The sequence below is a fragment of the Paenibacillus sp. 32O-W genome, from assembly GCF_007679495.1.
In the GTDB taxonomy this organism is placed as follows: Bacteria; Bacillota; Bacilli; order Paenibacillales; family NBRC-103111; genus Paenibacillus_L; species Paenibacillus_L residui.
In genome coordinates, this window is sequence record NZ_VEGP01000113.1 from 1 (window position 1) to 9,133 (window position 9,133).

General features: G+C 45.3%; 5 protein-coding genes and 1 CRISPR repeat array. Of the genes, 4 read left to right on the plus strand and 1 reads right to left on the minus strand.

Annotated features, from left to right (window positions below):
- Window positions 1-175: 175 nt before the first annotated feature.
- Window positions 176-2,603: a CRISPR direct-repeat array (repeat unit 32 nt; unit sequence GTCGCACTCTGCATGAGTGCGTGGATTGAAAT).
- A 321-nt stretch (window positions 2,604-2,924) separates the two neighbouring features.
- The 3 genes from FS806_RS24445 to FS806_RS24455 all read left to right on the plus strand — a co-directional run bounded on the left by FS806_RS24445 (window position 2,925) and on the right by FS806_RS24455 (window position 6,855).
- The gene (locus FS806_RS24445; RefSeq protein ID WP_144941884.1) at window positions 2,925-4,151 is read left to right on the plus strand and encodes a copper amine oxidase N-terminal domain-containing protein; all 1,227 of its coding nucleotides are present in this window, start codon (window positions 2,925-2,927) and stop codon (window positions 4,149-4,151) included.
- 374 nt (window positions 4,152-4,525) lie between these two features.
- Window positions 4,526-4,972 carry a peroxide-responsive transcriptional repressor PerR gene (gene perR, locus FS806_RS24450; protein ID WP_144941886.1) on the plus strand — a complete coding sequence of 149 codons (447 nt, stop codon included), beginning with the start codon at window positions 4,526-4,528 and terminating at the stop codon, window positions 4,970-4,972.
- A gap of 197 nt (window positions 4,973-5,169) precedes the next feature.
- Complete coding sequence (locus FS806_RS24455) at window positions 5,170-6,855, plus strand: glycosyl hydrolase family 18 protein (RefSeq protein ID WP_260982242.1); 1,686 nt, start codon at window positions 5,170-5,172, stop codon at window positions 6,853-6,855.
- 57 nt (window positions 6,856-6,912) lie between these two features.
- Here the strand turns inward: FS806_RS24455 and FS806_RS24460 are convergent, their stop codons facing one another.
- Window positions 6,913-7,314: a DUF2614 family zinc ribbon-containing protein gene (locus tag FS806_RS24460; protein WP_144941891.1), complete on the minus strand. Its 402-nt coding sequence runs from the start codon at window positions 7,312-7,314 to the stop codon at window positions 6,913-6,915.
- 134 nt (window positions 7,315-7,448) lie between these two features.
- Here FS806_RS24460 and FS806_RS24465 point away from each other — a divergent pair, with 134 nt between their 5' ends.
- A complete protein-coding gene (locus FS806_RS24465; RefSeq protein WP_144941889.1) occupies window positions 7,449-8,318 on the plus strand; it encodes a nucleotidyltransferase-like protein in 870 nt (289 codons plus the stop codon).
- The last annotated feature ends 815 nt before the right edge of the window (window positions 8,319-9,133 follow it).

A 9,133-nucleotide genomic window follows, 5' to 3' on the forward strand; every position in this document is an offset into this window, starting at 1 on the left:
TATTTAGCGAAATATTTTCTAACAATTGACGTTATGACTGATTACCAATTACTTACTTGAACTGCATAGGTCATGTTTATTAATTAGCATTACAATTAATGGTTTTTAATCCTAAAAGAGTAATATATTTGTGTTTAGATAACCCTTTTTGCATACAAAATGTCGATTTTCCGCCGTCGCACTCTGCATGAGTGCGTGGATTGAAATTTTAAGGAAAGGGGGTGGAAGTCTTGTCGTTTCGAGTCGCACTCTGCATGAGTGCGTGGATTGAAATATACTGCTTGAATGCACATATAGATAACTTCATTGTCGCACTCTGCATGAGTGCGTGGATTGAAATAATTTCACCCCCTCCTTTTACTTTCGATATTTCCAGTCGCACTCTGCATGAGTGCGTGGATTGAAATTTACTTAAATTAGCGATTGAAAGATATTAATAAGTCGCACTCTGCATGAGTGCGTGGATTGAAATAAGGAAGCTCAGGCCAAGAATACTAAAACGGATGGGTCGCACTCTGCATGAGTGCGTGGATTGAAATATGGCTAACACATGACCTTATTACTACCAAATTGCGTCGCACTCTGCATGAGTGCGTGGATTGAAATAAGCATTGGAGCAATGATCGGGAGCCGAGGACATAGTCGCACTCTGCATGAGTGCGTGGATTGAAATTTACAGCCAAGGAACAACAGGGGATGCCCTAACAGTCGCACTCTGCATGAGTGCGTGGATTGAAATCTTTTTCTGCCTTTAAGTAACCAATCACATAATATGTCGCACTCTGCATGAGTGCGTGGATTGAAATATTGGAGCAGGGAAGGTTAACCCATTCTCCAACAGTCGCACTCTGCATGAGTGCGTGGATTGAAATACGCTGGATCAAACTTTACAAAAAATCAATCTATGTCGCACTCTGCATGAGTGCGTGGATTGAAATGTGCTGAACAGGATTTAAAAACAAAAGATATTAGTCGCACTCTGCATGAGTGCGTGGATTGAAATCCTTTTGCATGTCGTATATAGTGTCAGTACGGACGTGTCGCACTCTGCATGAGTGCGTGGATTGAAATGAGGAGGCATTCAAGGCGTTCGTATCTACGCTTAGTCGCACTCTGCATGAGTGCGTGGATTGAAATATCGTTGGTACGCCGATCTACTAGCGAACCCGGCGTCGCACTCTGCATGAGTGCGTGGATTGAAATCAACTGTATGGTCGTCGTCTGGCCTGCAGCTAAGTCGCACTCTGCATGAGTGCGTGGATTGAAATATCTCTTCTATCTCCCGGTAATATTCATCTTCGTCTGGTCGCACTCTGCATGAGTGCGTGGATTGAAATGACAGTTCCCGGGGACAAGCGAGCTCCAATGTAACGTCGCACTCTGCATGAGTGCGTGGATTGAAATACGGGATTGGAGCCAGAAACGGAATATCAAGTATACAGTCGCACTCTGCATGAGTGCGTGGATTGAAATAGAGAGAAGGAAAAAATCAGATGAATTAGAACTTGTCGCACTCTGCATGAGTGCGTGGATTGAAATGTAACTGCTTGATGCGATGAATTGCTCCAGTTCAGTCGCACTCTGCATGAGTGCGTGGATTGAAATATCAAATCACCTTCCTGATCACTGTTTGCCAGGAGTCGCACTCTGCATGAGTGCGTGGATTGAAATTATGCTTGCTGTGGACGTGCTCCCATCATTTACAGTCGCACTCTGCATGAGTGCGTGGATTGAAATGGCCAGGTACGTCAGTACGGCCACGCCAGCGGAGGTCGCACTCTGCATGAGTGCGTGGATTGAAATCGCATCATCGACGACAGCCGGGAGGAGGGCGCAGAGGTCGCACTCTGCATGAGTGCGTGGATTGAAATGAGCCTATTACAACGGGGATGGGCAGGTGATCAAGTCGCACTCTGCATGAGTGCGTGGATTGAAATATCATTCTCCTTTCCTGCGCTTAATAAATACTGAGTCGCACTCTGCATGAGTGCGTGGATTGAAATAGATATTCCGTGTCCTGGTGCGAATACGCTGGAGGTCGCACTCTGCATGAGTGCGTGGATTGAAATAGACAAAAACAGGAACGCAATTAGAGATATTGCCGTCGCACTCTGCATGAGTGCGTGGATTGAAATCGCGGTGATAGACATCCTTATCAGTATGGAGCAACGTCGCACTCTGCATGAGTGCGTGGATTGAAATTCCTGCTTGCACATCGGGCAAATGTAAACGTCCAGTCGCACTCTGCATGAGTGCGTGGATTGAAATCAAGAAGAAATATGACATCGTGGAGTTCGTAACAAGTCGCACTCTGCATGAGTGCGTGGATTGAAATCATGTATTTTTTGCCTCTGCTGCTGATCTTCTTTATCGTCGCACTCTGCATGAGTGCGTGGATTGAAATCAAAGGGTCATTATAGCGAGTGAAAAGATGCTCAGTCGCACTCTACGCGAGTGCGTGGATTGAAATCGGGCGTAAACGACATAATCACCGCCCCGATCTTCGGTCGCACTCTACGCGAGTGCGTGGATTGAAACAGGAACGTTTGTTCCTATTATAACATAGATTTAGTCGCACTCTACACGAGTGCGTGGATTTAAATGAAGCCAGCCGAAGAGTCACAAGTGCTGGCAGCGAACCCCAGTGGCTTCTGGAATATGAAACCCATATCCGGATAGTCTGATGTTCATGCGCAGAAATACCTATACCTCATTCCTGAAAGTGAATAAAGTACTATTCACCCATAATGTAATCCCTTCTTTTACCAAATATATTCATAAAGGAATAAATTCCGTATCTAATAATGGGATCGCTCCCTTCTTTTTAGGTCTTTGTTTCTATTTACAGTCCTGAAAACTTTGCGTTAACTTATTAATCAAAATGTCTATGGATATGGATACGGAAAAGAGGAGGATACGAAGGAATGTGTTTATCAAGAGGTAAGCGTTCTATTTGGGGGATGTTCGTTGCGTTTGCGATCCTGATTGGTTTGGTGATACAATCCATCCCGGAGGCGTCTGCTAACTCGGACCAAAATATCGAGCTTCTGCGATCTGAGCATAAGGTCATTGACGGCAAAATGAAAGTAACCGCAGACGTCCGGGTTGAATCCAGCGAACTTGTCTCGCTGCTGGTCACCGGTTATAACCAATTCGGTGAAATTATAGAGATCAAAAAAGAAGACACGTTTATCATGGGGGGAAACACGAAAGTATTCCAACTGACCATGGATCATGGAGAAGAACTGACTAAGGTCGACATCGAGGCCTTGGGTCCGATTGAAGAGCCTTACAAAGTTTTGAAGGAAACGACCGTAGCTCATACAGATCATTTGGAAGGTATCATAGCCGTTAAAAACGGGGGAAAATCACAAATGATTAACGTTGTCGCTACAGGGACGAACGCTAACGGCAAGGTTGTAGAAGTAAGAGGGGCCAATAATTTTGTTATGGACAGCCGCATCTCGATTTTTAAAATAAAGCTGGATGCCGTTAACGAAATTAATGACGTTAAATTTACTGTTCTTACCGATGACCAAACCTATTTGGTCGAGACTGGAACCTATATTAAAGATGGAAAGATTGTACTGACTTCCGTAGTTAAAAATGGGGAGAAATCACAAAAGATAAGTGCCAGAGTAACCCCTTATGCAGGCAACGGCAAGGAATTGTCGATTCAGACCGATACCAACTTTACTATGGATAATCGTCTATACAATCTCAAAATGCAGATTAAAGACACCAATGCAAGCAGCGTAGCCGTTCAATTCTACGATGAGACAGGAAAGCAAGAGATCGTTAAAAGAGGGACATTGGTAACGATTGACGGCAAAGGACTGGCTACCGAGCAGCCGCCCGTTAATTTGGCAGGCAACGTGGTTGTTCCCATGAGAGCTATATTTGAAGCTATGGGGGCAGGCATCGAATGGGAGCAGGAAACCATGACGGTAACCGCCACTAAAGGAAGCAAGGAAATCAAGCTGCAGATCGGTTCCGATACAGCTTACATTGACGGTCAAGAGTATACACTTAACGTCCCTGCACAGCTTATCAACAATAACACCATGGTCCCTGTCCGTTTTGTAAGTGAGGCCTTGGGTGCCAAGGTATTCTGGGATAATAATTCGCAAACGGTGCTCATCGTTCGATAAGCTCAAGGAAAAGCCGGAAGAGAGGAAAGCTCTTTTCCGGTTTATTTTTTACGCTGTTATCTTCCGCATGACCTCTTATACCGGTCTAGCTTTACTTGATTATTACGCCAACGAATTTCGTCGCACTCTGCATCATTTTATTCTTGAACCGGCCCTGTTTCCATGCATCGCTCCCTATGCCAAAAATCAAGTGCCGACTTCACCGGGAAGCATCCGTTTTGTCTCCTTAAACCTACTCTTATTAGTCTCCGGCGTCTGCCTTTGAGGCAGAAACATTGACAAAGATCACACTTCGCACGTACAATGAATATATATCTTTTGTAAATGAAGAGCGTATTTCCATTACTAACAGAGAGTTATTGGCGGTGAATAAAATGACAACCAGGTTTGAACAAGCGCTGGATAAACTGAAAATGTCCGGAGTCCGGATGACACCGCAACGGTATGCGATCCTGTCTTATTTGCTTGATTCTACCTGTCATCCGACTGCCGACGATATATATAGAGCTCTAGAGGACCGTTTTCCGAGTATGAGTGTGGCGACGGTTTATAACAACCTCAAGGTATTCATCGAATCCGGACTTGTCCGGGAATTGACCTTCGGCGATAATTCTAGCCGATTCGATGCGGATATGTCCAACCACTATCATGCTCAATGCGAGCAATGCGGAGTGATTGTGGACTTCCATTATCCTACCCTTACCGATATTGAGCAGCAGGCAGCCCACGAAACCGGTTTTCAAGTACGGGGACACCGTGTAGAGGTCAGTGGGATTTGCAAGGAATGCATGGAGAAGAACGCCCATAACAGCACTCATTGATTTATGGACTGCTGAGGAACATTTTTTATAGTATAATGAAACGTGTCGGATCACGCCGGGAAGGCGGTCCGAGGCGTTTTTTTATTTTATTCATTTATAAGATAGTGTTTGATACCGGAAGGGAGCATATTATGCCAGCATCCTATGGGCTTTCGGCGGTTCCGCCTTTACGCCGCCGGCGGCGGAGAAGACCTGTTTTGAAATGGTTCTTATTTTTTGTATTTATTTGTTGTGTTCTTGCAGGAGGATATCTTTACTGGCAGTGGTATTGGCCGAATTCAACCATAGTCGAGCCCTCCATGAAAGGATTGGAGAAGCCGATTTATTATAAAGGAAAACTGTATGAGGTATCGGCAAGCGGGGAGAAGGAAAGTCTCAAGCTTCCCCTGTCTTTTATGCAAGAGGTCGTTGATCCGGATATCCGCTACGAGAAGGAGAGTCAGTCCGTTATTCTGACCACCAAAGATAAAGTAGTCCGGTTAAAAACGAACGAATTAACGGCGGTTGTCAACGAGAAGCCGTTTGAGCTTAAATTTACAGTCGATCAGCAGGACGATACGGTTCTAATCCCGATGGAGCCGCTGCTTGATTTGTATCGATTACAGATTAAGGAGTCGGAAGAAACCGGTGTCGTCACCATTCATAAGGAAGGGGATACGATCCGATGGGGCACGGTATCCGGCCAACCCGGGGAGAAAGCCAAGGCCATTCGCTCCGAGCCGACGATCAAAGCGCCGAAATTTCGGGATCTCGATCCGGGAGAATCGGTGATGATCTGGTCTGCACTGGAAGAGTGGTATGAAGTGCAATTAAGTAACGGATGGGTCGGATTTATGAAAAAAGAACATGTAGTGCCGGGGCAGGAGGAGGTCATTCCCGTCGAACCGGAAAAACCGGGCTTTGTCCCTAAACCTCTGGACGGCGGTAAAATCAATCTGACCTGGCAGCAAGTATACAACCGCAATCCGGATACTTCTCAAATTGGCCCCATGCCGGGGTTAAATGTAATCAGCCCGCAATGGTTTCACCTGGAAAACGAAGAAGGGCTTCTGAAAAATATGGCCGACGCTTCTTTCGTGCAGTGGGCCCATTCGCAAAATTATCAGGTGTGGGCTCTGGTTACGAACAGCTTCGATCCCAAAAGAACGAGCGAGGCCTTGTCCACCTATGACCGAAGGATGAATATGATCAAGCAGTTGGTCACTTTCGGTAAAATGTATCAGTTGCAAGGGATCAATATCGATTTTGAGAATGTTTATTTGAAGGATAAAGAAAACATGGTTCAATTCGTGAGAGAAGCCGTTCCTCTCCTGCATGAGCAGGGGCTGGTCGTGTCGATAGACGTGACGGTCAAGGGAGGCTCGGAGACCTATTCCCTCTTTATGGATCGGGAAGCGATCGGTCCTCTTGTAGATTACATGATGGTCATGACCTACGATGAGCATTGGGCGTCCAGCCCGAAAGCCGGTTCCGTAGCATCGCTGCCTTGGGTGGAGAAAGGAATCGTCCGCATTATGGAAGAGGATGGGGTTCCTCCCTCCAAGCTGGTGCTTGGTGTTCCTTATTATACCCGAATCTGGACCGAAGAAATCAAAGACGGCAAGACGGAAGTGTCTTCGAAGGCCGTATCGATGGAGAAGATTCAGGATTTGATCAAGGAAAAGCAGCTAACTCCGGCTTTCGACGAGAAAACCGGCCAGAATTATGTTGAGTATACGGAGGACGGCAAGAAAATCAAAATTTGGATCGAAGACGCCACATCCATGAGAAGCCGTGCCGAGCTCGTCAATAAATATAATTTGGCTGGAATTGCTTCCTGGAGCAGAGGATTTGAAACTCCGGACATTTGGGAGGTTATTAAAGAGACTCTGGCGCAACCTTAACGGATTGATAGGGAAAAAAGGCTGTCCCTTCTAATAAAGGGACAGCCCTCTTCGTCGTTAGGACTGCTTTTTGGCCGTATTTTGGATTGTCACTTGTTGAGCCGAAGGAGAGGTATCATTGCCGGCTTCCTGTGAAGCATGCTGCGGATCGAAGGTAAGAATCGTTTTGCAGAACATGCAGCGGTCTGTTTTACCGATCATCTTCGTGATTCGCTGGCATTCCGGACACTCAATAACAACGGCGCTTGTAGACATCATGCCCGCCCAGAAGTAGACCCCCATACTGCAGAGAATGCTGATTAAGCCCAATACGAGGAAAATACCTGCAATAATTTTGCCGGCGATTCCCCAGTCAAATACAATTCCCGCTGTCCCGACGATCATCAGAACAAGGCCGAACATGGTCAGAAGCAGCCCCCATAATCGGAACTCATTTACTTTACTCGACTTAAGAATCATCATTTTCCAACTTCTTTCTATTCATGTAATGGCAACGCAAGCAGGAAACTCACCTATGAATGTAGAAATTACTACTTCACAATATTGCCTTTCCTTTGATACATTTAGAAATCTCAAAAATCCAGGAGGCCTTGATGAACTCTTTAAAGCGTGAGCTTATAAGAAAATATAGGGACCGGGAAGGGATCATCGGCGTCATTCTACATGAAAATCCATACCCCAACGATGCGCTTGTCAATGGATTCCCATACCAAGCATTAATTGTGACCGATCAACCTGCAGTCAATCCTGCCACTAGCTATCATTATATAAAAGAAGGTACCCGGTTACAAGAACGCTGGATTTCATTCCGTGACTTAAATCTGGTTTGGCGTTTAAAGGCGGATAAGGAACTCATTCTCTTTATTACCCGGGGAGAGATTATTATGGATCGGGACATGTCAATGGAAGGTTGGAAAAATGAGCTGATGGAGTTTTCCAAAGCAATCAAAGACCGGATGCTTCTGGTTGAATTTTCGAATTTTTTCACCCGGTACCTGATGAGTAAAGATTATTTCGTGAAAAATCAGCTGCTGGATGCCTATAGTTGCTTGGTGGAGGCGTTGACTCACTGGGCCAAGATTGTCATTATCGAGCAGAACAGCGATATATATAGCGGCATCTGGGAGCAGGTCAAGAAGCATAATGCGGGAGTGCACAAGTTATATGAAGAACTGGTTCTAAGCGATGAAACGCTAATTCAACGAGTTCAACTCGTAATGCTTGCCTGCGAGTTTTCCATTGTGACCAAGATGGAAGGCTGTTGTTCCATGCTGCTCGACGTGCTAAGCAGTAGGAAAGAGCCGTGGAGCGCTCTTGAAATACTCGACCATCCGGAGCTATCGGATCTGGATATCGATATTCCGATGCTGCTTGGAGTCCTGGCCAAGAAAGCCCTGATTCAGGAGGTTCAAGTGGAAGTCGGAGAAGTGAAGGGAGAATATGAAATTAAATATATCCGATAAGCTGTTTTGACGATACGTTGGGCTTAGGCTCCTTAATGTCGATTGGCCGGATCACAGGAAAGCCTTTTTTAAAATAGGAGTATATATTGCATTGGTAAACGCGCCTGTCCAAAGGGCAGCGATAGCCGTTTATCTTTGTATAGAAGTAATTAATCTTGGGTAGTTAATTATATTTAGGTTGTGCGATGTCCATATGTTTCATGCGATATTTGTTGGGTCAAAAAACTGTAAATATGTTAAAGGGTAGGTCGCGATTGATCAATAATTCCTTCTGAGCAGGATAAAATAATTGGATAACGATGGCGGCTGAGCGACAAAGGAATAGGGGCACAGCGGTTAAAGAACACGCAAAATATAAGGTTTCTCCGCATAAATCCACGATTACAAAAAAGAATGAAATAAAACTGTTGACATGCCCTGTCGATCTGTGATACATTAATTTTCGCCGCTTCAAACGGCTTGGTCTTCTCGAGCAGGCTGTCGGCAAGCTGGAAGAAAAAAACTTCAAAAAAAAGCTTGCATTCGATAGGCGGTATATGATATATTAAAAGAGTCGCTGTTAAAGAACGGCGGCACTGAAAAAAGCAGCATTGCCCTTTGAAAACTGAACAACGAGTGAATGAATGAAGCCAGTGCGTATATGGTTTTCGGACCGTATCCACGTCAATGAATGAACGAATTAATGAGCTAATCGCTCTTTGGAACTCTCGGTTTTATCCGGGGTCCCCGAAAAGTAATCGGACTTCGCTACGAAGCATCGCTTCACTTTTTGGGGGAATTTTTCGGAGAGTTTGATCCTGGCTCAGGACGAACGC